24 protein-coding genes are annotated in these 25,696 nt (G+C 64.5%); 11 read left to right on the top strand and 13 right to left on the bottom strand.

Annotation, left to right across the window (positions count from 1 at the left end; genetic code table 11):
* Nucleotides 1-954: a hypothetical protein gene (locus tag CAG33_RS14160; RefSeq protein ID WP_085632327.1), complete on the bottom strand. Its 954-nt coding sequence runs from the start codon at nt 952-954 to the stop codon at nt 1-3.
* A complete protein-coding gene (locus CAG33_RS14155; RefSeq protein WP_085584075.1) occupies nt 955-1,845 on the bottom strand; it encodes a neutral zinc metallopeptidase in 891 nt (296 codons plus the stop codon).
* Between the two features lie 289 nt (nt 1,846-2,134).
* On the opposite strand from CAG33_RS14155, the gene CAG33_RS14150 reads away from it, so the two are divergent.
* Entirely contained in the window at nt 2,135-2,911 is a 777-nt protein-coding gene (locus CAG33_RS14150; RefSeq protein ID WP_085638898.1) for an IclR family transcriptional regulator, read from the top strand.
* A gap of 186 nt (nt 2,912-3,097) precedes the next feature.
* Nucleotides 3,098-3,976, top strand: coding sequence for a DMT family transporter (locus CAG33_RS14145; RefSeq protein ID WP_085632325.1), 879 nt, complete (start codon nt 3,098-3,100; stop codon nt 3,974-3,976).
* Between the two features lie 55 nt (nt 3,977-4,031).
* On the opposite strand, the gene CAG33_RS14140 is transcribed toward CAG33_RS14145, so the two are convergent.
* The gene (locus CAG33_RS14140; RefSeq protein WP_085584081.1) at nt 4,032-5,372 is read right to left on the bottom strand and encodes an MFS transporter; all 1,341 of its coding nucleotides are present in this window, start codon (nt 5,370-5,372) and stop codon (nt 4,032-4,034) included.
* A gap of 271 nt (nt 5,373-5,643) precedes the next feature.
* On the opposite strand from CAG33_RS14140, the gene quiC reads away from it, so the two are divergent.
* Nucleotides 5,644-7,545 carry a 3-dehydroshikimate dehydratase QuiC gene (gene quiC, locus CAG33_RS14135; RefSeq protein ID WP_085584083.1) on the top strand — a complete coding sequence of 634 codons (1,902 nt, stop codon included), beginning with the start codon at nt 5,644-5,646 and terminating at the stop codon, nt 7,543-7,545.
* Nucleotides 7,546-7,647: 102 nt separating this feature from the next.
* The gene (locus CAG33_RS14130; protein ID WP_085584085.1) at nt 7,648-8,322 is read left to right on the top strand and encodes a TetR/AcrR family transcriptional regulator; all 675 of its coding nucleotides are present in this window, start codon (nt 7,648-7,650) and stop codon (nt 8,320-8,322) included.
* 30 nt (nt 8,323-8,352) lie between these two features.
* Here the strand turns inward: CAG33_RS14130 and CAG33_RS14125 are convergent, their stop codons facing one another.
* The 5 genes from CAG33_RS14125 to CAG33_RS14105 form a co-directional block, all read right to left on the bottom strand.
* On the bottom strand, nt 8,353-9,207 hold the full coding sequence (locus CAG33_RS14125; RefSeq protein ID WP_085584086.1) for a shikimate dehydrogenase: 855 nt from the start codon (nt 9,205-9,207) through the stop codon (nt 8,353-8,355).
* Nucleotides 9,204-9,653 carry a type II 3-dehydroquinate dehydratase gene (gene aroQ / locus CAG33_RS14120; RefSeq protein WP_085584088.1) on the bottom strand — a complete coding sequence of 150 codons (450 nt, stop codon included), beginning with the start codon at nt 9,651-9,653 and terminating at the stop codon, nt 9,204-9,206. Before aroQ ends, CAG33_RS14125 begins: the two co-directional genes overlap by 4 nt.
* A 138-nt stretch (nt 9,654-9,791) precedes the next feature.
* The gene (locus CAG33_RS14115) at nt 9,792-10,703 is read right to left on the bottom strand and encodes a LysR family transcriptional regulator (RefSeq protein ID WP_085584090.1); all 912 of its coding nucleotides are present in this window, start codon (nt 10,701-10,703) and stop codon (nt 9,792-9,794) included.
* A 182-nt stretch (nt 10,704-10,885) separates the two neighbouring features.
* Nucleotides 10,886-11,965: a tRNA (uridine(54)-C5)-methyltransferase TrmA gene (gene trmA, locus CAG33_RS14110; protein ID WP_085584092.1), complete on the bottom strand. Its 1,080-nt coding sequence runs from the start codon at nt 11,963-11,965 to the stop codon at nt 10,886-10,888.
* Complete coding sequence (locus CAG33_RS14105; RefSeq protein ID WP_085584094.1) at nt 11,962-13,257, bottom strand: NCS2 family permease; 1,296 nt, start codon at nt 13,255-13,257, stop codon at nt 11,962-11,964. Before CAG33_RS14105 ends, trmA begins: the two co-directional genes overlap by 4 nt.
* A 220-nt stretch (nt 13,258-13,477) precedes the next feature.
* Here CAG33_RS14105 and CAG33_RS14100 point away from each other — a divergent pair, with 220 nt between their 5' ends.
* Nucleotides 13,478-13,927 (top strand): DUF4879 domain-containing protein, encoded by a 450-nt coding sequence (locus tag CAG33_RS14100; RefSeq protein ID WP_085632318.1) that lies wholly within the window; start codon nt 13,478-13,480, stop codon nt 13,925-13,927.
* 29 nt (nt 13,928-13,956) lie between these two features.
* On the opposite strand, the gene CAG33_RS14095 is transcribed toward CAG33_RS14100, so the two are convergent.
* Complete coding sequence (locus tag CAG33_RS14095; RefSeq protein WP_085638895.1) at nt 13,957-15,195, bottom strand: MFS transporter; 1,239 nt, start codon at nt 15,193-15,195, stop codon at nt 13,957-13,959.
* Between the two features lie 407 nt (nt 15,196-15,602).
* Here CAG33_RS14095 and CAG33_RS14090 point away from each other — a divergent pair, with 407 nt between their 5' ends.
* From CAG33_RS14090 to CAG33_RS14080, 3 genes are all read left to right on the top strand, one after another.
* Nucleotides 15,603-17,039: a cytochrome ubiquinol oxidase subunit I gene (locus tag CAG33_RS14090; RefSeq protein WP_085584100.1), complete on the top strand. Its 1,437-nt coding sequence runs from the start codon at nt 15,603-15,605 to the stop codon at nt 17,037-17,039.
* Between the two features lie 3 nt (nt 17,040-17,042).
* Nucleotides 17,043-18,050, top strand: a complete 1,008-nt coding sequence (gene cydB, locus CAG33_RS14085) for a cytochrome d ubiquinol oxidase subunit II (RefSeq protein WP_085584102.1) — start codon at nt 17,043-17,045, stop codon at nt 18,048-18,050.
* 72 nt (nt 18,051-18,122) lie between these two features.
* Nucleotides 18,123-18,290 carry a DUF2474 domain-containing protein gene (locus tag CAG33_RS14080; protein ID WP_085584104.1) on the top strand — a complete coding sequence of 56 codons (168 nt, stop codon included), beginning with the start codon at nt 18,123-18,125 and terminating at the stop codon, nt 18,288-18,290.
* 69 nt (nt 18,291-18,359) lie between these two features.
* On the opposite strand, the gene CAG33_RS14075 is transcribed toward CAG33_RS14080, so the two are convergent.
* Nucleotides 18,360-19,484, bottom strand: coding sequence for a class I SAM-dependent methyltransferase (locus CAG33_RS14075; RefSeq protein WP_085638892.1), 1,125 nt, complete (start codon nt 19,482-19,484; stop codon nt 18,360-18,362).
* A gap of 176 nt (nt 19,485-19,660) precedes the next feature.
* Complete coding sequence (locus CAG33_RS14070; RefSeq protein ID WP_085584109.1) at nt 19,661-20,374, bottom strand: autoinducer binding domain-containing protein; 714 nt, start codon at nt 20,372-20,374, stop codon at nt 19,661-19,663.
* Between the two features lie 310 nt (nt 20,375-20,684).
* Here CAG33_RS14070 and CAG33_RS14065 point away from each other — a divergent pair, with 310 nt between their 5' ends.
* Nucleotides 20,685-21,461: a ferredoxin--NADP reductase gene (locus CAG33_RS14065; RefSeq protein WP_085584111.1), complete on the top strand. Its 777-nt coding sequence runs from the start codon at nt 20,685-20,687 to the stop codon at nt 21,459-21,461.
* Nucleotides 21,462-21,509: 48 nt separating this feature from the next.
* On the opposite strand, the gene mscL is transcribed toward CAG33_RS14065, so the two are convergent.
* Nucleotides 21,510-21,923 carry a large-conductance mechanosensitive channel protein MscL gene (mscL, locus tag CAG33_RS14060; protein ID WP_085584113.1) on the bottom strand — a complete coding sequence of 138 codons (414 nt, stop codon included), beginning with the start codon at nt 21,921-21,923 and terminating at the stop codon, nt 21,510-21,512.
* A 287-nt stretch (nt 21,924-22,210) separates the two neighbouring features.
* Here mscL and katB point away from each other — a divergent pair, with 287 nt between their 5' ends.
* Nucleotides 22,211-23,752: a catalase KatB gene (gene katB / locus CAG33_RS14055; RefSeq protein ID WP_085632310.1), complete on the top strand. Its 1,542-nt coding sequence runs from the start codon at nt 22,211-22,213 to the stop codon at nt 23,750-23,752.
* An 84-nt stretch (nt 23,753-23,836) separates the two neighbouring features.
* Entirely contained in the window at nt 23,837-25,204 is a 1,368-nt protein-coding gene (gene radA / locus CAG33_RS14050) for a DNA repair protein RadA (RefSeq protein ID WP_085584117.1), read from the top strand.
* 115 nt (nt 25,205-25,319) lie between these two features.
* Here radA and CAG33_RS14045 read toward each other — a convergent pair whose 3' ends face one another.
* A complete protein-coding gene (locus CAG33_RS14045) occupies nt 25,320-25,676 on the bottom strand; it encodes a PilZ domain-containing protein (RefSeq protein ID WP_085638889.1) in 357 nt (118 codons plus the stop codon).
* Nucleotides 25,677-25,696: the final 20 nt, after the last annotated feature.

Here is a 25,696-nt window from a genome sequence, read left to right as displayed (position 1 = left end):
TCACTGGCCGAACAAGGCCTTCTGCCCCTCCGGCGACGTCAGCATGCCGTCGCCGTTGTGCCCCACGCCGGGCACCTCCATCAGCCGCTGGTTCACCCCTTCCGGGTGACGGCGCAGCAGGTAGCCGAAAAACAGTTTCCCGCGCTCCAGCCGGTTGGCGCCCTGGGCCTTGGCCGCGCAGCTCTTGTCCAGCGCCGGGTGCTGCGGGTCGGTGTCTTGCTGGCCGAGCAGATAGATCACCTCGCGTTTGACGTAACTGCCTTCAAGCTGCGCCGGCGTTTGCCCGCCGGCATAGATCGGCGGATCCGCCAGACCGTACTTCCAACGGTTGAAGCCGGCGCATTGCGCGTGATCGAACGCCACCGGCCGCTGCTCGTTGAAATAGGCGTACGACGAAGGGTTGGCCACCACGTAACGCAAGCGGATGCCTTCGGCCTTCAGCGTCGGCGGTTCCTTGGCGAGCAGCGCATAGCGCTGGACGACCTGGCCGCCGCCGGAGTGGCCGAAGATCACGATCTGCTTCACGTCGGGAAACTGCTTGCGGTCGCTGACCCGCGCGACGATCTCGTCCAGCGCGGCGTAGGAACTCAACGGGTTCGGCCCTGTGGATAACCCGCCGCCCATCCAGTCGTTGCCTTGCCAGCGCAGCACGCTCGGCGGCAGCGAGTACAGCGCCACGTCGCTTTCGTTGAGGAACTGCGGGGCGATCACCAGAGTGCTGGCGCTCTGGCCGGCCAGCTCCGCCGCGCTCTCGGCGCTCTTGCGGTAGGTCTCGGCGTTGCGCAGGCGCCCATGCACGACGATCAGCACCCGCTCGATCCTGGCCGGCGTCGGGCCGATCCCCACTGCCATTTCCCCGGCCTTGAGTTGCAGGCGCCCGGTGCTGATCGCATCGACGCCGGCGGCCTGGGCCCCGCCGGCGATGAACAATAAAGCCAACAGCCATCTATGCATTTACAGGTTTTTCGCCGCAAAGGTATCGCACTGGCCGACCTGGCCTTGGGCGAATCCGGTTTTGAACCAGCGCACCCTTTGCGCCGACGTGCCATGGGTGAACGAGTCCGGCACCACGCGGCCCTGACCCTGCTGTTGCAGGCGGTCGTCGCCGATGGCGTTCGCTGCGTTCAGGGCTTCTTCGATGTCGCCCGGCTCCAGCCAGTTCAGGCGTTTCTGCGCGTTGTACGCCCAGACGCCGGCCAGGCAGTCGGCCTGCAGTTCCTGGCGCACCAGCAGACCGCCGTCGCCTTCCATCTGCCGGCCTTGCTGGCGGGCGGCCTGGATCTTCGCCGAGACGCCGAGCAAGGTCTGCACATGGTGGCCGACTTCGTGGGCGATCACGTAGGCCTGGGCGAAGTCGCCCGCCGCCTTGAAGCGCTGGGCCATTTCCTGGAAGAACGCCATGTCCAGGTACACCTTCTGGTCCGCCGGGCAATAGAACGGGCCGGTGGCCGAGGTGGCCAGGCCGCAGGCGGAATTGACCCGGTTGCTGAACAGCACCAGGGTCGGATCGCGGTACTGGCGGCCGGCCTGCTGGAAGATCGCACCCCAGGTGTCTTCGGTGTCGCCGAGGATCGAACGCACGAACTCGGCCTGTTCATCGTTGGCCGGCGGTGCCTTGCGGGTTTGCGTGCCGACCGGCGCCGATTGTTCGGTCATCTGGCCGGTGAGCTGGCCGAGGATCTGCAGCGGATCCTGCCCCGTGATCCAGCCGATGCCGACGATCAGCAGGATCGCGGTGAGGCTCAGGCCCTTGCCGCCGCCGAAGCGCATCCCGCCGCCACCGCCCATGTCATCGCCACGGGCATCGACGACGTTGTCGCTGCGTCGTCCTTTTCTCCATAGCATGTGGGAATCCTCTGCTTTTGCGTGATGAACAGTGTTGTTGGTGTGTGAGTTTGGCGCCAGTCCGGCCGTCCGTCCATTCGCAGACGAAAGCAGTCCCGATCTCAGTGATCCACGTCGGGCCTATTGCCGATGGGTAGGAACCTGACGCTGCCGGCGAATTCCGTTGCGCAGGAAATTTTTTGTCGCGGGCCGTCAACGGCGTTCGGTTGCTGCCTGCGCCGGCGAGGGGAGGATTTCGCAATCCTCGCCGTGTCTTCTAGAATCGGCCAAATTTCACTGGGATCTCACCATGGCCGGCAGTCAAATCGAACGGGTCTTCAGCGTGCTGGAAAGCCTCGCCAGCGAGGCGGGCGGGCTGCCGATGCAAACCCTGGCCGAGCAGTTGGGCATCCCGAAAAGCGCGACCCACCGCTTGCTCGCCGAACTGGTCCGGCTGGGTTATGTGCGGCAGAATCCGGATACGCTGCGCTATCACATGTCCACCCGGCTGGTGGCGATGGGGTTTCGTTACCTGTCGGGCAGCGGGGCCGACATTGTGCAGCCGGTGCTCGACCGCCTGGCCCAGGAGACCGGCGAACTGGTGCGCCTGGGCGTCATCGACGGCGAGCGCCAGACCTGGATCGCCAAGGCCCAGGGCGCCCGCACCGGCCTGCGCTACGACCCTGACATGGGCCGCGAGGCACCGCTGTTCTACACCGCTTCGGGCCATGCATGGCTGGCGTGCATGAGCGATGCCGAGGCGCTGTCGCGGGTCGAACGCCAGGGCATCGAACTGCCTGCCGGGGCCGGGCCGAATGCGCCGCGTTCCCCCGGCGATCTGCTCGAACGCCTGCGTATCGCCCGGGAACAGGGCTACGCCTGCGTCGAGGAAAGTTCGGCGGTGGGCACCTCGGCGATTGCGGCAGTGGTGCGCCATCCCGGCGATGGCCGGGCGATCGGCGTGCTGAGCATCGCCGGCCCCAGCGCGCGGCTGCCGGGGGCGCGGCTGCATGAACTGGCGCCGCTGCTGCTGACGTTCGCCCGGGAACTGTCCGAGGCGAGCCAGGCGTCTGAGCTGTTCGTTTGACGAATTTTGTGGGGGCGAGCAGCGGCGAAGCGAAAATGTGCGCTGTTCGCACGGTTTTGTGTTTCCGGTCTGTGAAAATATGGAACCGAGTTCTAGATTGTTGATTGTCAGTGCTTTCCGGTCAGTTCCAAGGGCGGGCGCAGGTGCCCCGCTTCATCAGGTTCAGTGTTCATTCAGAGATATCCAATGACCGTCAGCACCCCGCTTTCCGGCGTCAATCAACCCTTCAAGGGGATCTTGCTGATCGTCGTGGCCACGTTCCTGTTCTCCAGCCATGACGCCCTGTCGAAATACCTCTCAGGCTTCTATCCGATCGTGATGGTGGTGTGGGCGCGGTATCTGGTGCACACCTTGCTGATGGCCGGGATTTTCCTGCCGCAGTCGGGGCTGCGGGTGCTGCGCACCAAGCGGCCGCTGCTCCAGACCGTGCGGGCGTTGTGCCTGCTGGGCACGAGCCTGTTCTTCACCACGGCGCTGCTGTACATCCCGCTGGCGGAGGCCACGGCGGTGAACTTCCTGGCCCCGGTGCTGGTGACGGCGCTGTCGGTGCCGCTGCTCAAGGAGCGGGTGACGCGGGGGCAATGGATCGCGGTGATCTGCGGTTTTTCCGGGGTGCTGGTGATCGTCCATCCCGGTGGCGAGCTGTTCACCCCGGCGGTGTTGCTGCCGTTCTGCTCGGCGCTGTTTTTCTGCTTTTACCAGTTGCTCACGCGCAAGCTCAGCGAAGTCGACAGCCCGACCACCAGCAACTTCTTTGCGGGGCTGTGCAACACGCTGGTGATGAGTGCGCTGGTGCCGTTCTTCTGGCAGGTGCCGAGCCTGGGGCATGGTCTGCTGATGCTGGCGCTGGGCAGTTGCGGGATGACCGCGCACCTGTTCCTGACCCAGGCCTTCCGGCATGCCGCGCCGGCGCTGCTGGCGCCGTTCGGTTATTGCCAGATCGTGTTTGCGGGGCTGTTGGGCTGGCTGCTGTTCAACCACACGCCGACCCTGACCACGGTCGCGGGCATTGCGGTGATCTGCTGCAGCGGACTGGCGGCGGCCTGGCAGCAGCGCCGCGCCTGAACGTTGCGCGGGTGGGGGCTGGCAGGCCAGCCCCCACAAGGAACCGCGCTCAAGGTCACTCGGTGACGGTGGGGATCTTGCGGGGGGCCATGAAGTACATCCAGATCAGCGCGATGAAGTACATCGCCGGGATCAGGGTGAACAGCACGGTGTAGTTGTTGTTCGTGACGGTCAGGATGTGGCCGACGATCTGGGTCATGAACATCCCGCCGATGGCCGCGCACATGCCGCCGAAGCCGAACACGGTGCTCATCATGTGCTTGGGCGTGTAGTCCATCACCAGGCTCCAGATGTTGGCGGTCCAGGCCTGGTGCGCGCCGATGGCCAGAGAGATGGCGGCCACCGCGACCCACAGGTGGCTGGAGCCGGCGGCCACCACCACGCCGATGATGCAGCAGGCGAACAGGAACATCGACAGCAGCCGCGCCTTGATCGGGTCGGCGCCGCGCCCGATCAGGAACGACGAGAGGATGCCGCCGCCCACGCTGCCGAAGTCGGCGGTGAGGTAGATGATGATCAGCGGGATGCCCATCTGGGTCACGTTGATGCCCAGGTTGTATTGCTGGTTGAGGAACGGCGGCAGCCAGTACAGGTAGAACCAGAATACCGGCGCGGTCAGCGAGTAGGCGAGGGCGAAGGCCCAGGTTCCGCGCATGCGCAGGATCCGCGAGAACGGCACGCGGGCCTGTTCCGGCTCGGGCTGCTGCTGGATGTATTCCAGCTCCGAGGCCTTCACGCTCGGATGGTCTTCCGGGTTGAAGTATTTGAGGGCCCAGCACAGCAGCCAGACACCGCCCAGCGCCGACATGCACAGGAACGCCGCCTGCCAGCCCCAGGCATGCAGGATCAGCGGCAGGAGCATCGGGGTGAACATCGCGCCGACGTTGGTGCCGGCGTTGAAGATGCCGGTGGCCACCGCACGCTCGCCGGCAGGGAACCACAGGCGGGTGGTCTTCACGCAGGCCGGGTAGTTGGCCGCTTCGGTCAGGCCGAGGATGAAGCGGCAGACCATGAAGCCCGCCGCCGAGGTCGCCAGGCCATGGGCGCCGGTGGCCAGGCTCCACAGCAGCACGGCGCAGAAGAACACGCGCTTGACCCCGACCCGGTCGATCAGCCGGCCCTGCAGCACGAAGCCGATGGCGTAGCCGACCTGGAACCAGAAGTTGATGTTGGCGTAGTCCATTGCCGTCCAGCTCATCTCCTTGGCCAGGATCGGCTGCATCACGCCCAGGGCGGCGCGGTCGATGTAGTTCAGGGTGGTGGCGAAAAACACCAGCGCCAGCATGCCCCAACGGGTCTTGCCGACGGCCAGGGCGCCGCGGATCTTGTCGCCGATGCCGCTGGAGGCAGAGGTCATGGCTGCACGCGCCATGTGTGAGCTTTGGGAAGGAGTCATGTAAGCCACCCGTTTCTTGAAATTTTTATGGTGTTCTGGGTCGTTTCGCAGCGAGACCGACGGTTCGCATCCGGGCTCGGTGTGGCGTCGATGTTGGGCAGCGGCCGAAAGATCGTCAATTCGCCAAACCGGCATTGTGTTCGATAATCGCACGCAAAACTAACCGGGTAGTACACTTTAAATTGCCTGGCGACCGATCGGAACCAATAATCCGCTCACCCGCAAAAGCGGCGCCATCCCCGCCGCCGACGCCTCCACCGGGAGTTGAGAGATGCAGCGATCCATTGCCACCGTTTCCTTGAGCGGCACCCTGCCGGAAAAGCTCGAAGCCATTGCCGCCGCCGGGTTCGACGGGGTCGAGATCTTCGAGAACGATCTGCTGTACTACGACGGCAGCCCCCGGGAGATCCGGCAGATGTGCGCCGACCTCGGCATCGCCATCACCCTGTTCCAGCCGTTCCGCGATTTCGAGGGCTGCCGCCGCGACCGGCTCGCGCGCAACCTGGAGCGTGCCGAGCGCAAGTTCGACCTGATGCAGGAGCTGGGCACCGACCTGGTGCTGGTGTGCAGCAACGCCTCGGCCGACAGTCTCGGCGACCGGCAGATCCTGGTCGACGACCTGCGCCTGTTGGCCGAACGCGCCGGCGCCCGTGGCCTGCGCATCGGCTACGAGGCCCTGGCCTGGGGGCGTCATGTGAACACGTATCAACAGGTCTGGGACATCGTGCGCCAGGCCGACCACCCGAGCCTGGGCGTGCTGCTCGACAGCTTCCACACCCTGTCGCTCAAGGGCGACCCGAGCGCCATCGCCGACATCCCCGGCGAAAAGATCTTCTTCGTGCAGATGGCCGACGCGCCGATCCTGGCCATGGACGTGCTGGAGTGGAGCCGGCATTTCCGTTGTTTCCCGGGGCAGGGCGAGTTCGACCTGCCGGGGTTTCTCGCCCCGATCATCCAGAGCGGCTACACCGGTCCCCTGTCGCTGGAGATCTTCAACGACGGGTTCCGCGCCGCACCGACCCGCGCCAACGCGGCGGATGGATTGCGTTCGCTGCTGTACCTGGAGGAGAAGACCCGTCAGCGCCTGGCGCAGCAGCCGCTGCCGCTGGCCAGCCGCGAGATCCTGTTCGAGACGCCCAAGGCCAGCGGGTACGACGGCGTCGAGTTCCTGGAGTTCGCCGTGGACGAAGCCCTGGGCGCCAAGCTGTCGAACTGGCTGGAGCGGCTGGGGTTCGTCAAGGCCGGGCAGCACCGCTCCAAGAGCGTGAGCCTGCTGCGTCAGGGCGACATCAACCTGATCCTCAACGCCGAGCCTTATTCGTTCGGCCACAGTTATTTCGAGGCCCACGGCCCGTCGCTGTGCGCCACGGCGCTGCGGGTCAAGGACAGCGCCAGCGCCTTGGCGCGGGCGGTGGCCTACAAGGGCCAGCCGTACCGGGGGCTGGTCGGGCCCAACGAACTGGAGCTGGCGGCGATCCGCGCGCCGGACGGCAGCCTGATCTATCTGGTGGATGAAGACGCGGACGTGTACGGCACCGACTTCAATCTGGTGCCGGGCGCCCAGGCCCGCGGCGGCCTCAAGCGCATCGACCACATGGCCATGGCGCTGCCGGCGGACAGCCTCGACACCTGGGTGCTGTTCTACAAGAGCGTGCTGGATTTCGAGGCCGACGACGAGGTGGTGCTGCCGGACCCTTACGGCTTGGTGAAGAGCCGGGCGCTGCGCAGCCGCGACAGTTCGGTGCGCCTGCCGCTGAACATTTCCGAGAACCGCAACACCGCGATCTCCCATGCGTTGTCGAGCTACAGGGGTTCGGGCGTGCATCACATCGCGTTCGACTGCGAGGACATCTTCGCGCAAGTGCGGCGCGCCAAGGAGGCCGGGGTGCCGTTGCTGGACATCCCGCTCAACTACTACGACGACCTCGCTGCGCGCTTCGACTTCGACGACGAGTTCCTCAGCGAGCTGGCCTACTACAACGTGCTGTATGACCGCGACGCCCAGGGCGGCGAGCTCTTCCACGTCTACACCGAACCGTTCGAAGGACGCTTCTTCTTCGAGGTCATCCAACGCCGCAACGGTTACGCCGGTTACGGCGCCGCCAACGTCGCGGTGCGGCTGGCGGCGATGGCCAAAGCACGCAGCGGCGGTGCCCGCCAGGCGAAGTTGTAGGTATTTCGTAAACGCGGGATTAAACACGGGCTGCTCGGCTTCCTTCACTGTGCCGCGCGGCCCATAATCGCCAGCTTGTGCAGTGATGGCCGTGAGCCCGCAATGACAATGACTTCAGAACTTACCGTCGCCGTTTCGCCTGTCGCCGAGCCGCGCAAGAGTCGCAAGAACAACCCGGAAAAGACCCGTGAGAACATCCTGCAGGAGGCGATCGTCGAGTTCGTCCAGCAGGGCCTGTCCGGCGCCCGCGTCGATGCGATCGCCGAGCGCATCCACACCTCCAAGCGCATGATCTACTACTACTTCGGCAGCAAGGAGCAGCTGTACGTCGAGGTGCTGGAGAAACTCTACGGCGACATCCGCAACACCGAAAGCCGCCTGCACCTGGCCGAATTGCCGCCGGTGGAAGCGATCCGTCGGCTGGTGGAGTTCACCTTCGACCACCATGACCGCAACGTCGATTTCGTGCGGATCGTCAGCGTCGAGAACATCCACAACGCCGAGTACGTGAAGCGCTCCGACGCGATCAAGGCGATGAACAACACCATCCTCGATTCGCTGAGCGAGATCCTGCAGCGCGGGGTGCAGAAAGGGGTGTTTCGCGCCGGGCTCGATGCGCTGGACGTGCACCTGCTGATCAGTTCGTTCTGCTTCTACCGCGTCTCGAACCGCCACACCTTCGGCGAGATCTTCCAGATAGACCTGCCGGACGAAAGCATCAAGCAGCGCCACCGCCAGATGATCTGCGAATCGGTGCTGCGCTACCTGCAAGCCTGACGGTCAGCGAGGGGCGGCCCCTCGCACCGCTCATCCGTTCATGCGCTGGAAATGCGCCAGCATCCGTTGCGCGTCCGCCGCCACGCCGCTGAACAGCTCGAACGCCTTCACCGCCTGAAACACCGCCATGTTGCCGCCGTCCAGCGTGCGGCAACCGAGGGCGCGGGCGTTGCGCAGCAGTTCGGTCTCCAGCGGGAAGTACACGATCTCCGCCACCCACAGTTGCGCCCGCAGCAGTTCCGCCGGCACCGGCATGCCCGGCAGCTTGGCCATGCCCATCGGCGTGGTGTTGACCAGGCCGTCGGCCTGTTTAAGCGCCGTCGGCAAGTCCTGCCCGAGCACGGCGCGGCGCTCGCCGAAATGCTGATTGAGGTTGAGGGCCAGGCTTTCGGCACGCCCGGCGTCCACGTCAAAAATGCTCAGGTGCCGAACGCCTTCGCTCAGCAGTGCGTGGGCCACCGCCGCACCGGCGCCGCCGGCGCCCATCTGGACGACACGTTCACGGTCGACGTCCGGCAGGCCTCGGCGAAAACCCTCGGCGAAGCCCAGGCAATCGGTGTTGTGCCCCACGCGCTTGCCGTCCTTGAGCACGACCGTGTTCACCGCACCGATGCCCCGGGCTTCCGGCGACAGTTCGTCGAGCAGCGGGATGATCGCCTGCTTGCACGGGAAGGTGATGTTCAGGCCGGTGAAGTTCATTCGCTCGGCGGCCAACAGCAGGTCGGGCAGGGCGTCGCTGTCCAGTTGCAGTTGATCGAGGTCGATCAGCCGGTACAGGTAGCGCAGGCCTTGGGCATCGCCTTCCTGTTCGTGCATCGCCGGCGTGCGGGACGCCTGGATGCCTGCGCCGATCAGACCGGCCAGAACCGCATTCTGCCGAGTCATGCGCGCGCTCCTTTGAACCGGTGGCCGAAATGCTCCAGGGCCAGACGATAGCCGTGGCTGCCGAAGCCGCACATTACGGCAGTGGCGATGGCGGAGACGAAGGAGTGGTGGCGGAACGGCTCGCGGGCATGGACGTTGGACAAGTGCACCTCGATCACCGGCAGTTCGCTGGCCACCAGCGCGTCGCGGATCGCCACCGAGGTGTGTGTCCACGCCGCAGGATTGATGACGATGCCGGCGCAACGGTTGCGGGCGCCGTGGATCCAGTCGAGCAATTCGCCTTCGTGGTTGGTCTGGCGGAACTCCACGGCCAGGCCGAGCTCGTCGGCGGCACGTGCGCACAGGGTGGAAATATCGGCCAGGGTTTCGTGGCCGTAGGTCGCCGGCTCGCGGGTGCCGAGCAGGTTCAGGTTCGGGCCGTTGAGCACCAGAACGATCGGGGGCATGGGGACAACTCCACTTATTCTTGTTGGCTTCGGTCGAAGGGTTCGATCGGTGGAGATAAATTGTACTGCCTGGTTACTTTGGTCAATCGGTCCCCGGTTTTCCCGGCGTATTGTGTGCGGTGATCGCACGCTGCCGGTTCACTGCGGCAGTTGCCCCACCAGAAAATCGATGAACGCCCGCACCCGCAGCGGCATGTGGCGGTTCTGCGGATACAGCAGGGTGAACGGCCGCGAGCGCCCGGCGTAGGGCTTGAGCACTTCCACCAGGGTGCCGTCGGCCAAGTCCTTTTCGACGATGAAGCGGTAGGTCTGGAACAGGCCGGCGCCGTGCCGGGCGAGGGTGACGCCGCCGAGCACATCGTCGGAGCAGCAGAAATTGCCGTCCGCCAGAACCTCCCGTGGGGTGTCCCCGTCGTAGAACAGCCAGGTGATCCGTCGGCCGTTGCTGGGCAGTTCGTACTGGATGCATTCGTGGCCGGCGAGGTCGTCGAGGGTCTGCGGGGTTCCGGCGCGCTTGAGGTAGTCGGGGCTGGCGACCATCACCAGCGCCGCGTCTTCCAGGTGGCGGGCGATCAGGCCCGAATCGGGGATCGCCCGAACGCGGATCGCCATGTCGTAGCCCTCGCCGACGAAATCGATGTTGCGGTTGCTGATGTGGATGTCGACTTTCACCTGCGGGAACCGTGCCCGGAACGCCGGCAGCAGCGGCAGGATCCGGTGATGGGCGTAGGTCGTGGGGATGCTGATGCGCAGGGTGCCGGAAGGCTCCTGCTGCTGGCCCATGACTTCCCGCTGGGCCTCGACCAGTTGCGCCAGCGCCTGCCGGCATTCTTCGTAGTAGCGCCGGCCACTGTCGGTCAGCTTGACGCTGCGGGTGGTGCGGGCGAACAGACGCACGCCCAGCCGTTCCTCCATGCGCGACACCGACCGGCTCACCGCAGCCGGCGTTACCGCCGCCGCCAGTGCCGCGCCGGTGAAGCTGCCGGCCTCGGCGGCCAGGCAGAACAGTTCGATGCTGCCCAACTGAAGATCGTCGAAGTGTCGCTGCATGATGGCTCGCACCGGGGAATGAGCCCCTGTATTTAGCAAATGCCGAGGCACCGTGAAAGGCATGCGAGCCATTTTGCCAAGGGCTTTCGGCGACGGCGCCGGGAGGGCGCCTTCGGAGGGGAGCAGGGCAGGCACAAAAAAGCCGTCGGTCACGACGGCTTTTCGGTATGCGTTCCTGACGCTCAGCGTCGGGTCAGCAAGACCCCGGACTCCATGTGGTGCGTCCACGGGAACTGGTCGAACAGCGCGCAACGGGTGATGCGGTGGGTGTCGTGCAGCTGGGCGATGTTCGCCGCGAGGGTTTCGGGGTTGCAGGAGATGTACAGGATGTTGTCGAAACGCCGGGTCAGCTCGCAGGTGTCCGGATCCATGCCGGCGCGGGGCGGGTCGACGAAGACGCTGCCGAATTCGTAGCTCTTCAGGTCGATGCCTTGCAGGCGGCGGAACGGGCGCACCTCGTTCAGGGCTTCGGTCAGCTCTTCGGCGGACAGGCGCACCAGGGTGACGTTATCCACAGCGTTTTCGCTGAGGTTGCTCAGCGCGGCGTTGACCGACGTCTTGCTAATCTCGGTGGCCAGCACCTTGCGCACGCGGGTGGCCAGCGGCAGGGTGAAGTTGCCGTTGCCGCAGTACAGCTCCAGCAGGTCGTCCTCACGGTCGCCCAGCGCCTCGAAGGCCCAGTCGAGCATCTTCTGGTTCACGGTGCCGTTGGGCTGGGTGAACGCGCCTTCCGGTTGGCGGTAGCTGAAGGTGCGGCCGCCGACGTCGAGCTTCTCCACCACATAGTCGCGGCCGATGACTTCGCGCTTGCCCTTGGAGCGGCCGATGACGCTGACGTTCAGGTCCGCCGCCAGCTTCGATGCCGCCACGTGCCAGTGCTCGTCCAGCGGACGGTGATAGCACAGGGTGATCATCGCATCGCCGGCCAGGGTGGTCAGGAACTCCACCTGGAACAGCTTGTGGCTGAGCGCCGAGCTGGCCTGCCAGGCCGCCTTGAGCTGCGGCATCAGCTGGTTGATGCGCAGGCTGGCGATCGGGAATTGCTCGATCAGGATCGGCGTGCGCTTGTCCTCCTGGGAGAACATCGCGTAATGGCGCTCGCCGGCCTCGCGCCACAGGCGGAATTCGGCGCGCAGACGAAAGTGCTGCAACGGCGAGTCGAACACCGAAGGCTCCGGTGCATCGAACGGGGCCAGCAGGTCACGCAGGCGCGTGACCTTGTCGGCAAGCTGTGCGGCGTAGGCCTGGGAATCGAAAGTCATGCGTTGAACCAACCCAACTTGATCACGAACAGGATCGACAGGATCACCAGCGCCGGGTTCAGCTCACGGGCGCGGCCCGACAGGATCTTGATGGCGGTCCAGGCGATGAAGCCGAACGCGATGCCGTTGGCGATGGAGTAGGTGAACGGCATCGCCAGGGCGGTGACCACGACCGGCGCGGCGACGGTGATGTCTTCCCAGTCTATTTCCGCCAGGCCCGAAGTCATCAGCACGGCGACGAACAGCAGCGCCGGGGCGGTGGCGAAGGCCGGCACGCTGGCCGCCAGCGGCGAGAAGAACAGCGCCAGCAGGAACAGGATCGCGACGACGATGGCGGTCAGGCCGGTGCGGCCCCCGGCGCTCACGCCGGCGGCGGACTCGATGTAGCTGGTGGTGGTGGAGGTGCCCAGCAGGGAACCGGCCATCGCGGCGGTGCTGTCGGCGATCAGGGCGCGGCCCATCTTCGGCATGTGGCCGTCCTTGCCCATCAGGCCGGCGCGCTTGGCGACGCCGATCAGGGTGCCGGAGTTGTCGAACAGGTCGACGAACAGGAAGGCGAAGATCACGCTGACCAGACCGATGTCCAGCGCGCCCTTGATGTCCAGCTGCAGGAAGGTCGGGGCCAGCGACGGTGGCATCGAGGTCACGCCGCCGAACGGGGTGAAGCCCATGACGATCGACACGATGGTCACCGCCAGGATGCCGATCAGCACGGCGCCGCGCACTTTCAGCGCTTCGAGGGCGACGATCAGGGCGAAGCCCAGGGTCGCGAGGATCGGGGCCGGTTGCTTGAGGTCGCCGAGGCCGACCATGGTCGCCGGGTTGCCGACCACGATGCCGGCGTTGTGCAGGGCGATCAGGGCCAGGAACAGGCCGATGCCGGCGGCGATCGCCGAGCGCAGCGGCAGGGGGATGCTGTTGATGATCCATTCACGGATGCGGAAGATCGACAGCAGGAAGAAGCACACGGCCGAAATGAACACCGCACCCAGCGCCACTTGCCAGGTGTGGCCCATGTGCAGCACGACGGTGTAGGTAAAGAAGGCGTTCAGGCCCATGCCCGGCGCGAGGGCGATCGGGTAGTTGGCGATCAGGCCCATCACCGTGGAACCGATGGCGGCGGCAAGGCAGGTGGCGACGAACACCGCGCCTTTGTCCATGCCGGTCTCGCCGAGGATGCTCGGGTTGACGAACAGGATGTAGGCCATGGCCAGGAACGTCGTGACGCCCGCCAGGATCTCGGTCCGCACGTTGGTGTTGTGTGCCTTGAGTTGAAACAGCCTTTCCAGCATGTCTGCTCCCCGTGGCGCGCGTGGCGCCGTGAATGTATCGACCTCAACAGCAAAGCACAGGTCGCCGGATGCGCCTGGGATTTTGCTGTGGGCCGGAAAAAGCCGCGCATCATACCAGCAGCGCGGGGAATATGGCGGATGTCGGTGTCGATCGTCGGCGAAGTTTTGTGTCTGCGCCAAGTACGCCATACTGCGCGCTGTTTTTTGGGGGATGGACCGCATGAGCAAGCGCTGGATGAAAACCGCCGGGTTGACGGCCGCACTGCTGGCCGCGGTGCCGGCGGCGTTGGCGGCGTCGGCGCCGCCGTTGAGCGAAGTGAAAGTGATCAAGGTGCAGTCGGCGGCCTGCGGGCTGGAAGACATCGAAGACGGCCAGTCCCGCACGCAATGCGACCACGGCGGATCGGGCATCAAGGTCTATGTGCTGGAGATCGGCTACGGCCAGAGCCAGCCCCAGGCCTCCCTGGACGGCTTCGAGGTGGACGGCGTCCGCAGCCCGGTCTGCGCCTTCCAGACCGGCAACCTGACCGAATGCACCCCCGGCAGCAAAACCGTCGGCTCTCTCTATGAGTTCGACCTGGGCGCCAGGCAGGAAGGCACCTTCACCTTCACCAACACCTCGATCAACGCGCCGCGCAACACGTTGTCGACCCAGCTCTACATCAAGTGACAGAGGGGCCGGGGCAGGCCTGAGTCGCCTCAGGCCTTGGCTTCCTCCACCGGCACATGCATCCGGTCGCGGCTGGCCAGGGTCGGGAACAGCTTGATCCAGGTGCCGGTCACCACCAGCGTGCCGATGCCGCCCATGACCACCGCCGGCACCGTGCCGAACCAGTGGGCGGTGAGACCGGACTCGAATTCGCCGAGCTGGTTCGAGGCGCCGATGAACAGGCCGTTCACCGCGCTGACCCGGCCGCGCATCTCGTCAGGGGTTTCCAGCTGCACGAACGAGGCGCGGATCACCATGCTGATCATGTCCGCCGCGCCCAGCACCACCAGCACCGCCAGCGAGAACCAGAACGAGGTCGACAGGCCGAAGGCGATGGTCGCCACGCCGAACACGCCGACCGCCGTGAACATCACCCGGCCGACATGACGTTCCACGGCGAACCGCGCCAGGAACAGCGACATCAGCAATGCGCCCACCGCCGGAGCCGAGCGGAGCAGGCCCAGACCCCAGGCGCCGGTCAGCAGGATGTCCTTGGCGAACACCGGCAGCAGCGCCGTGGCGCCGCCGAGCAGCACCGCGAACAGATCCAGCGAGATCGCCCCGAGGATGTCCGGGCGGCTGCGGATGAAGCGGATCCCCGCCAGCAACGAATCCAGCGTGGCCTTGCCTTTGTTCAGCGGAGTCTGGCGCGCGGGCAGGTTGAGCATCAGGGTGCAGGCGATCACGTACAGCAGCACGGTCGGGCCGTAGACCCACACGCTGCCGAACGCATAGAGCAGGCCGCCCAGCGCCGGGGCGACGATCGTCGCCGACTGCTGGGCCGATTGTGCGGCGGCGACCGCCCGGGGGAACAGGGCGGTGGGCACGATGCTCGGCAGCAGGGCCTGGGTGGTGGGCATCTCGAAGGAGCGCGCGGCGCCCAGCAGGAAGGCGAGGATGAAGATCAGTTCGCGGGTGACGTGGTCGGTGGCGCTGCCGATGGCCAGCGTCAGGGCGATCAGCGCCTGCAGCGACTGGCAGATCGCCGCGACCTTGCGCCGGTCGTAGCGGTCGGCGACATGCCCGGTGTGCAGCATGAACAGCACCCGGGGCGCGAACTCCACCAGGCCCACCAGGCCCAGGTCGAGCACATTGCCGGTCAGTTGGTAGAGGTTCCAGCCGATGGCCACGGTGAGCATCTGAAAGCCGCTGGCGGTGAAGATCCGGGCCAGCCAGAACGCAATGAAAGGACGGTGGTGGCGGAGCAGCAAAGGCGCTTGGCTGGGCATCGGAGGGCCGGACGTGTGCGAGAGGGGAGTCGCGAGGTTATCACCAGTCTGTAACCAAAAGTTGCCATGTAGAAAAATTTAGTTAGCTAGACACCGATTTTTCGGGGGGCTGTGCTCCAAGGCGCTCGCCAATGTATTTCAGCGCGTTGCCGAAGCTATGAGGCAACTTGTCACGCGGCAAAAGACCACGCAGTTCGCCGTCGGAAATCGGACTACTCTTTCAACGTTGATTGATCCAGATCAAGACCCTTGCGGGAAGTGGTCTGGCGGCCGTCCGGCCAGGCTCCCCGCGTTGGGTGCGCGTAAAAAGAAGAACGAATCCGAATTCGCCGCACTCCATATCCGTGGGGGCAGTGGGTACCGGGCCACAAGCCCGGCAGCCTGTACCACCTGACAGAGGAAGACTTATGTTCGGTTTAGAGGCACTCGATCTCGCCCGAATTCAGTTCGCGTTCACCATCTCGTTCCACATTCTGTTTCCCGCCATCACCATCGGACTGGCGAGCTACCTGGCGGTGCTCGAAGGCCTGTGGCTGAAGACCGGCAACGACACCTACCGTGACCTCTACCATTTCTGGTCGAAGATCTTCGCCGTCAACTTCGGCATGGGGGTGGTCTCGGGGCTGGTCATGGCGTACCAGTTCGGCACCAACTGGAGCCGGTTCTCCGACTTCGCCGGTTCCGTCACCGGCCCGTTGCTCACCTATGAGGTGCTCACGGCGTTCTTCCTCGAAGCCGGTTTCCTCGGCGTGATGCTGTTCGGCTGGAACAAGGTCGGACGCGGCCTGCACTTCTTCTCCACGGTCATGGTGGCCATCGGCACCTTGATCTCGACTTTCTGGATCCTCGCGTCCAACAGCTGGATGCAGACCCCGCAAGGCTTCGAGATCGTCAACGGCCAGGTGATCCCCACCGACTGGCTGGCGATCATCTTCAACCCTTCGTTCCCGTACCGGCTGATGCACATGGCCACTGCCGCGTTCGTTGCCACGGCGTTCTTCGTCGGCGCCTCGGCGGCCTGGCACCTGCTGCGCGGCAAGGACAACCCGGCGATCCGCAAGATGCTGTCGATGGCCATGTGGATGGCCCTGATCGTCGCGCCGATCCAGGCCGTGATCGGCGACTTCCACGGCCTCAACACCCTCAAGCACCAGCCGGCGAAGATCGCCGCCATCGAAGGCCACTGGGAAAACGTCGGTAACGAGGCGACGCCGCTGATCCTGTTCGGCTGGCCGGACATGAAGGAAGAGAAGACCAAATTCGCCGTGGAGATCCCGTACCTCGGCAGCCTGATCCTGACCCACTCGCTGGACAAGCAGGTGCCGGCGCTCAAGGAGTTCCCGCCGGAGGACCGGCCCAACTCGACCATCGTGTTCTGGTCGTTCCGGATCATGGTGGGCCTCGGCTTCCTGATGATCTTCACTGGCCTCTGGAGCCTGTGGCTGCGCAAGCGTGACTCGCTCTACACCTCGCGGCCGTTCCTGTACCTGGCCCTGTGGATGGGGCCGTCGGGCCTGATCGCGATCCTCGCCGGCTGGTTCACCACCGAGATCGGCCGTCAGCCGTGGGTAGTCTACGGCTTGATGCGCACGGCGGACGCGTCCTCCAACCACAGCTTCATGCAGATGAGCATCACCTTGATCATGTTCGTGGTGGTGTACTTCGCGCTGTTCGGCGCCGGCCTGGGCTACATGATGCGCCTGGTGCGCAAGGGGCCGAAGACCGACGAGGGCAAGGAAACCAACGACGGCGGCCCCGGCCGCAAACGCACGCCGGCCCGTCCGCTGTCCGCCGCGGACGACGATGGCGCCGACGCCGACCGCAGCCTGACCAAGGAGATTTGAGTCATGGGTATCGATCTTCCGCTGATCTGGGCCGTGATCATCATCTTCGGCATCATGATGTACGTGGTCATGGACGGCTTCGACCTGGGGATCGGGATCCTTTTCCCGTTCACCCCCGGCAAGACCGACCGCGACGTGATGATGAACACCGTCGCCCCGGTCTGGGACGGCAACGAAACCTGGTTGGTGCTGGGGGGCGCCGCATTGTTCGGCGCCTTCCCGCTGGCCTATTCGGTGGTGCTGTCGGCGCTGTACCTGCCGCTGATCTTCATGCTGATCGGGCTGATCTTCCGCGGTGTGGCCTTCGAGTTCCGCTTCAAGGCCAAGGACGACAAGCGGCACCTGTGGGACAAGGCCTTCATCGGCGGCTCGATCGCCGCGACCTTCTTCCAAGGCGTGGCGCTGGGCGCCTTCATCGACGGCTTGCCGGTGGTCGACCGGCAATACGCCGGCGGACCGCTGGACTGGCTGACGCCGTTCACGATGTTCTGCGGCGCCGCGCTGGTGGTGGCCTACGCCTTGCTCGGCTGCACCTGGCTGATCATGAAGACCGAAGGCAAGCTCCAGCAGCAGATGCATGACCTGGCGCGGCCGCTGGCGTTCGTGCTGCTGGCGGTGATCGGCATCGTCAGCCTCTGGACGCCTTTGGCCCACCCGGAGATCGCGACCCGCTGGTTCAGCGTGCCGAACCTGTTCTGGTTCATGCCGGTGCCGATCCTCGTGCTGGTGACGATGTACGGCCTGCTCAAGGCCGTGGCGCGCAACGCCAACTACATGCCGTTCCTGTTGACCCTGGTGCTGATCTTCCTCGGCTACAGCGGCCTGGGCATCAGCCTGTGGCCGAACATCGTGCCGCCGTCGATCTCGATCTGGGACGCCGCCGCACCACCGCAGAGCCAGGGCTTCATGCTGGTCGGCACGCTGTTCATCATCCCGTTCATCCTGGGTTACACGTTCTGGAGCTACTACGTGTTCCGCGGCAAGGTCACCCATGAGGACGGCTATCACTAGTTCCCGATAAAGAAGAGCCTGCCCGTGATGGCCTGAGGGCAGGCGCCACCGAACCGACTGAGGAACCCTGCAATGTCCGGCAAACCTTCACTGCACGACATTCAAGAAGCCGAAAAAAAGCCGCTGTGGCAGCGGCTCGGCTGGTTGGCCCTGATCTGGGTCGGCAGCGTCGGCGCGTTGTTCATCGCCGCCAGCCTGATGCGCCTGTTCATGAATGCGGCCGGCCTGACCACCCACTGAATCATCCCGTCCCGTTGCCGCGAGGCACGGTTTTGCAGCCCTCCTCTTGGAGGGCTTTTTTTGCTTGGCTTACTTGCGCGCCTTGAGGATCACGAACTTGGGCGTGGCCGCCACTTGCTCGACGCCCCGGAACAGACGCGCCAGCTTGGCGTGATAGCCCAGGTGGCGGTTGCCGACGATGTACAGCGCACCGCCCGTCACCAGCGCTTCGCGGGCCTGCTGGAACATGCGCCAGGCGAGGAAGTCGCCGACCACCTGCTGCTGATGGAACGGCGGATTGCACAGCACCACGTCCAGCGATTGCGCCGGCTGCCCGGCCAGACCGTCGGCGGCGCGCACGGTCACGTCACGTTCGCCCAAGGCCGCACGCCAGTTTTCGCGGGCCGACTGCACCGCCATGAACGATTCGTCCACCAGCGTGTAATGGGCATCGGGGTTCTGCAGGGCGCTGGCGATGGCCAGTACGCCGTTGCCGCAACCCAGGTCCGCCACCCGTGCGCCGCCGAGGTTTTTCGGCAAGTGCGGCAGGAAGGCGCGGGTGCCGATGTCCAGCCCGTCGCGGCAAAACACGTTGGCGTGGTTGAGCAGCTCGATGGCCGGCTCGTCGAGACGGTAGCGGGTCGGGTAAGGGGACGTCGCCGCTGTCCGGGCTTCGGGCGTGGCGATCAGCAGGCGTGCCTTTTTCACCGCCAGCGAAGCCTGCACCGGGCCGATGTAGCGCTCCAGCAGATCGCCGGCCGCACGGGGCAAGTGCTTGATCATCGCCGCCGCCACCACTTGCGCGCCTGGGGCGAGCTGGCCTTGCAGGCGGATCAGCTGTTCCTCCAGCAGCGCCAGGGTCTTCGGCACGCGGATCAGCACCCGGTCGAACGGCCCGGTCAGCGGTTCGCTCGCCGCAATGCCCCGCACGGCGTCGAACGGCAGGCCGTTGCGGGTCAGGTTATTCTCCAGGCCCTGAAAGGCCAGAAACGAGTCGCCGCTGCTGCTGACGTTCACCTTGCCGGCCAGGCTGATGGCCAGAGCGCCGAAACTGTCGTTGAGCACCAGTACCCGCGTGTCGGCCGCCGGCTGCTGTTCGGCCAGGTGGTTGAGCAGGTACTCGTCGGCCGCATCGAATGCCTGCAGCGGTTCATTCTGCTGTTCGGGCTGGCGGATCAGGTCGAGGCTGGCGAAGGGCGTGTCGAGCAAAGGCATGGGGCGGGGACTCTGGCGGTTCATCGGGTGTCCCGCGGCCCGCAGTGTGGTGCGGCGGAACCCTCCGAGCGGACTGCGGCGTGGCATTCACGTCATCACTCGGGAAGGTTGCGAATGGTACGTTTTTTTCGGGGTGATTACCTGCAAGTTTTCGGGGGACGGCGACAGGCGACCGTTCAGATGATCCCGGCCCGCGCGGCGGCGATGACGGCGGAGATCTTGTTGCACACGTTGAGCTTCTCGATGACGTTCTGCACGTGGTAGTTCACGGTGCGTTCGCTCAGACTGAGGATGCGGGCGATCTCATACGCGGTCTTGCCGGCGGCCGAGAGTCTCAGGACCTCCAGTTCGCGCGCCGACAAGTGCGGTTGGCGGGCGCCGGGCGGTTTCCTGGGCAGGGTCCGGGCGAGCATTTCGCTCAGATGGCTGGTGACGTAGAACATGTAGCCGAAGTGTTCGTACAGCTCCAGCGGGCTGATCGGGCAGTGCTTTCGGCCCAGGCTCAGGATGCTGCAGAGTCCGGATTCCTCGTGATGGAACGATTGTGACCAGCCGTGCTGCAGTTCATGCTCCAGCATGGCGCTCCATAACTTCGGAGTCTTTGAGAACAGTTCTTCGCTCCAGACAATGGGCAGCATGGAACGATTGCAGTGTGCTACTACTGGATCCGACTCTACATAGTTTTCTTCTTCATAGTGGTTGTTCCAGGCGCTTGGGTAGTTATTGATTTTCAAGGTGGTGAACGGCGTTTCCCGGCGCAATGATGTCACTGAGACAGCACAAAAGTTGAAGCCAATGTTTTCGGCGAATCTCAACAGGATCGGGTACGCGGTATCTATTTCCTTGGCGAAAGTCAGCTGCTTTAACTGCGACTCCTTCCACATTTCCATTACAGGCTCTCCGTAAGGTGTTTCGCGGGGGTGCAACTTGGATCCAACAAGAGGCACGCACCGGAGTGTAGGACGATTCCTACATCGAGTGCGGATTTTTTTGCTCTTTAAGCATTTGATATCGGCATAAAGTGTTATTAGGTCGCTCTACGGTCAAGCATTTAACTCGTCATGTAAAAACTAACGGATGATGAACCGTTTGTTCTCAAATGAGGGGAATTGCTATTTGTGCAAATAACACTATTAATTGTCGGTGTATTAGTGTGCGAGTTTGCGCGACACTGGGCCGCATCGTCGATTGGAGTGGCCCATGACCGCCAGCGCAGACAAGTTCACCCGCCAGACCTTGCTTGACGTGCAGCCCTTGACCCCCAGCCTGTTCACGTTGCGCACCACCCGTGATCCGGGCTTTCGCTTCCGGGCCGGGCAATTCGCCCGCCTGGGAGTGACCAAGGCCGACGGCAGCACGGTGTGGCGGGCCTACTCCATGGTGTCGTCGCCGTTTGACGAGTTTCTGGAGTTTTTCTCGATCGTGGTGCCGGGCGGGGAGTTCACCAGCGAACTGAGCCGCCTGCGCGAAGGCGATTCGCTGCTGGTGGAGCGCCAGGCCTTCGGTTACCTGACCCTGGACCGTTTCGTCGACGGCCGGGATCTGTGGCTGCTGTCCACCGGCACGGGGGTGGCGCCGTTCCTGTCGATCCTGCAGGACTTCGAGGTCTGGGAGCGGTTCGAACGCATCGTCCTGGTCTACAGCGTGCGGGAGGCCCGGGAGCTGGCCTATCAAGCGTTGATCGGCGATCTGATGCAGCGTGACTACCTGGCGCCGTATGCGCACAAGTTCCGGTTCATCCCGGTGGTGACGCGCGAGCCGTACGCCGGGGCCCTCAACGGCCGCATCACTGCCCTGATCGAGAGCGGCGAACTGGAGCGCGCGGCGGGGCTGGAACTGTCGGCCGAGCATTCGCGGGTCATGCTGTGCGGCAACCCGCAGATGATCGACGACACCCGGGCCCTGCTCAAGCGGCGGCACATGAGCCTGAGCCTTACCCGGCGTCCGGGGCAGGTGGCGGTGGAGAACTACTGGTAAAAAGAACGGCGCCCGAGGGCGCCGTTCTTCCGTTCATGCCGCAACGCGTCAGGGCCGGTTGTTCTGGGCCTTGAGCAGGTCGCGGATCTCGCCCAGCAGCTCCTCTTCCTTCGTCGGCACGGGCGGCAGGCTCGGGGCCACGGCCTCTTCGCGCTTCAGGCGGTTGATGGCCTTGACGCCCATGAAAATGGCGAAGGCGACGATGATGAAGTCCAGGATGCTTTGGATGAACTTGCCATAGGCCATCACCACGGCGGGCGCACTGCCCTCGGCGGCCTTGAGCGTGATGGCCAGGTCACTGAAATCCACGCCGCCGATCAGCAGGCCGATCGGGGGCATGATCACGTCGCCGACAAAGGACGACACAATTTTGCCGAAGGCGGCACCGATGATGATACCGACGGCCATGTCGACCACATTGCCTTTGACCGCAAAGGCCTTGAACTCACTTAGCACGCCCATAGGTTATTTCCTTGTTACAGATGAGGTTGGTGTTGGCAGTGTAAATCAGCGAAACGCGGCCTGCGCGAAACACCTCCTTACAATGCTCGCTTTTATCGACACATCTTTCGACGATTAGTTTGCAAAGTGCCACTAATCGCGCGGGAAATAGACCGTAAGCCGCTGATCCGGAAGAAAAATCTGTCAATCATGGCGTTACGAATTTTCTATTTATGTTTGCGGGAACGGTTCTCTAGCCTCTGACTGGCGCACCTGGATGCGCCTTCGAAAAGACAGAGGAACCGCACATGACTTCCGCACTTGGCCTTGGGGCATTGCCCTGCCGCCGCACTTTCGCTGCACTCACCGCCAGCCTGCTGACCCTTTCCGTCAGCGCCGCCCCGTTGACCCGCGACAACGGCGCGGCGGTCGGCGACAACCAGAACTCGCAGACCGCCGGCGCCAATGGCCCGGTGCTGCTGCAGGACGTGCAACTGATCCAGAAGCTCCAGCGCTTCGACCGCGAACGCATCCCGGAACGTGTGGTGCATGCCCGCGGCACCGGTGCCCACGGTACCTTCACCGCCAGCGCCGACCTCAGCGACCTGAGCAAGGCCAAAGTCTTCGCCGCAGGTCAGGTCACGCCGGTCTTCGTGCGCTTCTCATCGGTGGTGCACGGCAACCACTCCCCGGAGACCCTGCGCGATCCGCGCGGCTTCGCCACCAAGTTCTACACGGCCGACGGCAACTGGGACCTGGTCGGCAACAATTTCCCGACCTTCTTCATCCGCGATGCGATCAAGTTCCCGGACATGGTGCACGCGTTCAAGCCGGATCCGCGCACCAACCTGGACGACGACTCGCGGCGCTTCGACTTCTTCTCCCATGTTCCGGAAGCCACACGCACCCTGACGGAGCTGTATTCCAACTCTGGCACGCCGGCCAGTTACCGGGAGATGGACGGTAACAGTGTGCATGCCTATAAGTTGGTCAACGCGAAGGGCGAAATTCACTATGTGAAGTTTCACTGGAAAAGTTTGCAGGGCATCAAGAATTTGACGCCAGAACAAGTCGTGAAAGTTCAAGGGCAGGACTACAGTCATATGACCCATGACTTGGTGGCCAATATCGGGAAGGGCAACTTTCCAAAGTGGGACTTGTACATCCAAGTGCTAAAACCAGAAGATCTGTCCAAGTTTGATTTCGATCCATTGGACGCAACCAAGATCTGGCCCGGTGTTCCTGAGCGAAAAGTTGGACAAATGGTGTTGAACCGCAATCCGTCGAACGTCTTCCAGGAAACCGAACAAGTTGCCATGGCGCCGAGTAATCTGGTTCCCGGCATCGAACCTTCCGAAGACCGTTTGTTGCAGGGCCGGGTATTCGCTTATGCGGATACGCAACTTCACCGTATCGGCACCAACGCCATGCAGTTGCCGATCAACGCACCTAAGGTCGCCGTGAACAACGGCAATCAGGACGGCGCGATGAATGCCGGCGCCAGCCGTTCCGGTGTGAACTTTCAGCCGAGCCGTCTGCAGCCGCGGGAAGAGACGCCGCAGGCGCGCTACAGCCAGACGGCCCTGGAAGGCCGCACCCAGCAGGCGAAGATCCAGCGTGAGCAGAACTTCCGGCAGGCTGGGGATCTGTACCGCTCGTACAGCCGCCAGGAGCGCAAGGATCTGATCGCCAGCTTCGGCGCTTCGCTGGCGGGGGCGGATGACGAGAGCAAGCACATCATCCTGTCTTTCCTGTACAAGGCCGACCCTGAGTACGGCGCCGGCGTGGCGAAAGTGGCCAAGGGCGACCTGGCGCGGGTCAAGGCGCTGGCCGCCAACCTGGCGGACTGAGGCCTGAATGCCGTCGGCCGATGAGCGTCGCTGCGCCCATCGGCCGCGGCTGCGTTATCATCGCGGTTTTTGCCGGGGGTTCAGATGGCCAAGGCCAAGCGCATGTACGGCTGCACCGAGTGCGGCGCCACCTTTCCCAAATGGGCGGGGCAGTGCGGCGAGTGCGGCGCCTGGAACACTCTGACCGAAACCCTGGTCGAGAGCGGCGGGGCGGCGGCGCCGAGCGGCCGCACCGGCTGGGCGGGGCAGCAGGCGCAGATCAAGACGCTGGCCGAAGTCAGCGTCGAGGAAGTCCCGCGCTTCTCCACCGCCTCCGGCGAGCTGGACCGGGTGCTGGGCGGAGGCCTGGTGGACGGTTCGGTGGTGCTGATCGGCGGCGATCCCGGCATCGGCAAATCGACGATCCTGCTGCAGACCCTGTGCAACCTGGCCCGCAGCATGCCGGCCTTGTACGTCACCGGCGAGGAGTCCCAGCAGCAGGTGGCGATGCGCGCCCGGCGTCTGGGTTTGCCGCAGGACCAATTGCGGGTGATGACCGAAACCTGCATCGAAAGCATCATCGCCACCGCCCGACAGGAAAAGCCCCGGGTGATGGTGATCGACTCGATCCAGACGATTTTCACCGAACAGCTGCAATCGGCGCCGGGCGGCGTGTCCCAGGTGCGCGAGAGCGCGGCGCTGCTGGTGCGTTACGCCAAGCAGAGCGGCACGGCGATTTTCCTGGTGGGCCACGTCACCAAGGAAGGCGCGCTGGCCGGCCCGCGCGTGCTGGAGCACATGGTCGATACCGTGCTGTATTTCGAAGGCGAGTCCGATGGCCGGCTGCGCCTGCTGCGGGCGGTGAAGAACCGCTTCGGCGCGGTCAACGAACTGGGCGTGTTCGGCATGACCGACAGGGGGCTGAAGGAAGTCTCCAACCCATCGGCGATTTTCCTCACCCGTGCCCAGGAAGAAGTGCCGGGCAGTGTGGTGATGGCGACCTGGGAAGGCACCCGGCCGATGCTGGTGGAAGTTCAGGCGTTGGTGGACGACAGCCATCTGGCCAACCCGCGCCGGGTGACGCTGGGTCTGGACCAGAACCGCCTGGCGATGCTGCTGGCGGTGCTGCACCGTCACGGCGGCATCCCGACCCACGACCAGGACGTGTTCCTCAACGTGGTCGGCGGCGTGAAGGTGCTGGAGACCGCCTCGGACCTGGCGCTGATGGCGGCGGTCATGTCGAGCCTGCGCAACCGGCCGTTGCCCCACGACCTGCTGGTGTTCGGTGAGGTCGGCCTGTCCGGTGAGGTGCGCCCGGTGCCCAGCGGCCAGGAGCGCCTGAAGGAAGCGGCCAAGCACGGCTTCAAGCGCGCGATCGTGCCCAAGGGCAATGCGCCGAAGGAAGCGCCGCCAGGCTTGCAGATCATTGCCGTGACGCGGCTGGAGCAGGCGTTGGATTCGCTGTTCGAATAACCGCCGATTCACTGCAGGAGCCAGCCTGCTGGCGATAGCAGACTCCCCGTGACGATCGATTCGACGGGAGACCGCCATCGCCAGCAGGCTGGCTCCCACAGGGGATCGTCGCTGTTCAGAGCTCGATCAGCGCACCCAGTTCGCGCTGAAGCTCGGACTCGTCCGCCAGGTTGAACTCGATCAGCCGCCGCAGGCGCTGGATCGACTCCAGGCTGATGTGCCGGCAGACGAACCCCAGCTGGCCGCGGTCCTCGTGCGCCAGCTGGGCGTCCATCGTGATCTCGACCTCGTCGCTCAAGTGGATGCTGACGAAAAAATCCTGCTTCGGATCGCCGAGCCACGGCTGCGGCTTCTCGATCAAAACACCCTTGAGTGACAGGTCGACCAGCTGCACCGGCCAGATGCGCTCGCCCTGGCTCAATTCGGTCTTGGCATCGAACGCAATACGTTTGAAGCGGCGACGCTCGCTCATGGCGCACTCCTCTTGACGGT

Origin of the sequence: Pseudomonas sp. B3(2017), from assembly GCF_002113595.1 — a bacterium.
Taxonomy (GTDB): Bacteria; Pseudomonadota; Gammaproteobacteria; order Pseudomonadales; family Pseudomonadaceae; genus Aquipseudomonas; species Aquipseudomonas ekonensis.
Note: the sequence above shows the minus strand (reverse complement) of the source record. Positions and strands in the feature narration are given on the sequence as shown.

Bases quoted from the DNA above. Each gene is read 5' to 3' on its own strand.
- CAG33_RS14160 (WP_085632327.1), bottom strand. From the start codon at position 954: ATGCATAGATGGCTGTTGGCTTTATTGTTCATCGCCGGCGGGGCCCAG.
- CAG33_RS14155 (WP_085584075.1), bottom strand. From the start codon at position 1,845: ATGCTATGGAGAAAAGGACGACGCAGCGACAACGTCGTCGATGCCCGT.
- CAG33_RS14150 (WP_085638898.1), top strand. From the start codon at position 2,135: ATGGCCGGCAGTCAAATCGAACGGGTCTTCAGCGTGCTGGAAAGCCTC.
- CAG33_RS14145 (WP_085632325.1), top strand. From the start codon at position 3,098: ATGACCGTCAGCACCCCGCTTTCCGGCGTCAATCAACCCTTCAAGGGG.
- CAG33_RS14140 (WP_085584081.1), bottom strand. From the start codon at position 5,372: ATGACTCCTTCCCAAAGCTCACACATGGCGCGTGCAGCCATGACCTCT.
- quiC (WP_085584083.1), top strand. From the start codon at position 5,644: ATGCAGCGATCCATTGCCACCGTTTCCTTGAGCGGCACCCTGCCGGAA.
- CAG33_RS14130 (WP_085584085.1), top strand. From the start codon at position 7,648: ATGACAATGACTTCAGAACTTACCGTCGCCGTTTCGCCTGTCGCCGAG.
- CAG33_RS14125 (WP_085584086.1), bottom strand. From the start codon at position 9,207: ATGACTCGGCAGAATGCGGTTCTGGCCGGTCTGATCGGCGCAGGCATC.
- aroQ (WP_085584088.1), bottom strand. From the start codon at position 9,653: ATGCCCCCGATCGTTCTGGTGCTCAACGGCCCGAACCTGAACCTGCTC.
- CAG33_RS14115 (WP_085584090.1), bottom strand. From the start codon at position 10,703: ATGCAGCGACACTTCGACGATCTTCAGTTGGGCAGCATCGAACTGTTC.
- trmA (WP_085584092.1), bottom strand. From the start codon at position 11,965: ATGACTTTCGATTCCCAGGCCTACGCCGCACAGCTTGCCGACAAGGTC.
- CAG33_RS14105 (WP_085584094.1), bottom strand. From the start codon at position 13,257: ATGCTGGAAAGGCTGTTTCAACTCAAGGCACACAACACCAACGTGCGG.
- CAG33_RS14100 (WP_085632318.1), top strand. From the start codon at position 13,478: ATGAGCAAGCGCTGGATGAAAACCGCCGGGTTGACGGCCGCACTGCTG.
- CAG33_RS14095 (WP_085638895.1), bottom strand. From the start codon at position 15,195: ATGCCCAGCCAAGCGCCTTTGCTGCTCCGCCACCACCGTCCTTTCATT.
- CAG33_RS14090 (WP_085584100.1), top strand. From the start codon at position 15,603: ATGTTCGGTTTAGAGGCACTCGATCTCGCCCGAATTCAGTTCGCGTTC.
- cydB (WP_085584102.1), top strand. From the start codon at position 17,043: ATGGGTATCGATCTTCCGCTGATCTGGGCCGTGATCATCATCTTCGGC.
- CAG33_RS14080 (WP_085584104.1), top strand. From the start codon at position 18,123: ATGTCCGGCAAACCTTCACTGCACGACATTCAAGAAGCCGAAAAAAAG.
- CAG33_RS14075 (WP_085638892.1), bottom strand. From the start codon at position 19,484: ATGCCTTTGCTCGACACGCCCTTCGCCAGCCTCGACCTGATCCGCCAG.
- CAG33_RS14070 (WP_085584109.1), bottom strand. From the start codon at position 20,374: ATGGAAATGTGGAAGGAGTCGCAGTTAAAGCAGCTGACTTTCGCCAAG.
- CAG33_RS14065 (WP_085584111.1), top strand. From the start codon at position 20,685: ATGACCGCCAGCGCAGACAAGTTCACCCGCCAGACCTTGCTTGACGTG.
- mscL (WP_085584113.1), bottom strand. From the start codon at position 21,923: ATGGGCGTGCTAAGTGAGTTCAAGGCCTTTGCGGTCAAAGGCAATGTG.
- katB (WP_085632310.1), top strand. From the start codon at position 22,211: ATGACTTCCGCACTTGGCCTTGGGGCATTGCCCTGCCGCCGCACTTTC.
- radA (WP_085584117.1), top strand. From the start codon at position 23,837: ATGGCCAAGGCCAAGCGCATGTACGGCTGCACCGAGTGCGGCGCCACC.
- CAG33_RS14045 (WP_085638889.1), bottom strand. From the start codon at position 25,676: ATGAGCGAGCGTCGCCGCTTCAAACGTATTGCGTTCGATGCCAAGACC.